At 66.7% G+C, this 1,313-nt stretch carries 1 pseudogene; it reads right to left on the reverse strand.

Going from position 1 to position 1,313, the window contains the following annotated elements:
* Positions 1-280: 280 nt before the first annotated feature.
* A pseudogene (locus CQY20_RS33775) lies at positions 281-1,313 on the reverse strand (hypothetical protein); the annotation flags it as partial.

Raw genomic sequence — 1,313 nt, forward strand, 5'->3', positions numbered from 1 at the left:
GCACGGCAACTCCAGCCTTCCCCGGGCGGGGCCACTTCGAACCGCCCAGCCGGGGCCAATTCGAGTTGACATAGCCAACCACCCAGACAGCGAGGGATACCTACCCTCGCATCAGTGCGAGCGGCTCGCACCAGCACTCGCGCAGGTGATCACCCAGTGGGCAGACGACTCCGACAAGCGCGACTGGGCTGAGCCGCTGTCAAACCTGCGAGACTGCTGCCGATTCGCGGCCGACAACCACATCGCCCTGGAATTCACCTAAAAGGGGGCCAGGCGGCCATCAGCGCACGCTCCCGCCTTCCGTGATGATCTGCCATATCGGGCCAACAGCATCGCCATTGAGGGCAGCCAGCGCCGCGTAGGCCATGTCCGCCAGGGTCTCCCGTGTCGCCGGCCGCTGAGCCAGCCACAGCACCTCCCAACCGCGCAGCAACCTCTCCGCGTCGGTCAGATCCTCGTTCCAGCCGTCCACCAGTGGATTCGGCACCGTGAGCGGCGCTGTCATGATCTGCATTCGCACATAGGTCATCTGCTGCTCGACCGCTGACCACACCGCAGCGCCACCGTCACGCCCGATCTGGCCAACCGCGTTGCCGCGCAACGCGCGATCACCCGGAATCGGCCCATCTGCGCCGATGATGTCTATCGGGCTGTACGTCTGGTCATGCACCGCCGCAACGTGGGCCGCTACAGCGCCCATCCGCCCCAACACCTCGCCGTCAGGGACGGCCTGCACCCACGCCCATGCATGCGGCGCGACCACCGCAAGCCGATGCCTACCAGCGGGATTCCGCAGTGGATTCGGATCCATGATCGTCGGGTGATCATCGGCCGCGATCACCGTGTCTCGCCCGAACATGGCGGCCAGGCCAGTCCACCGGCGAGCCACCACAATCCGCGGCGTCTCACCAATCGCTTTCGCGTAGTGGGCCAGCACGTGCGCCGGAGGCCGCAGACCGCGCCACAGCTTGCGCACCTCCCACGGCACCGCGTCGCCATCATGCACCGCCAACGTGACGCCACCCGGCATATACACACCCGCCGGCGTCCACGACAGTCCTTCTCGCGAGGCTAGCACAAAACGCGCGGTGCTCTCACCGGGCATCTTGAACACTGCGCACGCCCACTCACTCAATCCGCCCAACGTCGGGTCATGCAGCGCCGCCACCAAAGCAAGGGCAGCCTGAAATTCAGGCGTCGCTCCCAACCCCTCCCCATGAGCGACGTGATTAGCGGACTTCATCGCCGCCGAAAGCTTCCCCAAACCGAGAACAGGCGGCGGGGGTGGGGCGACCGGCGGCGCGGGGGCAGCG

The organism is Mycolicibacterium agri (assembly GCF_002553505.1).
In the GTDB taxonomy this organism is placed as follows: Bacteria; Actinomycetota; Actinomycetes; order Mycobacteriales; family Mycobacteriaceae; genus Mycobacterium; species Mycobacterium agri.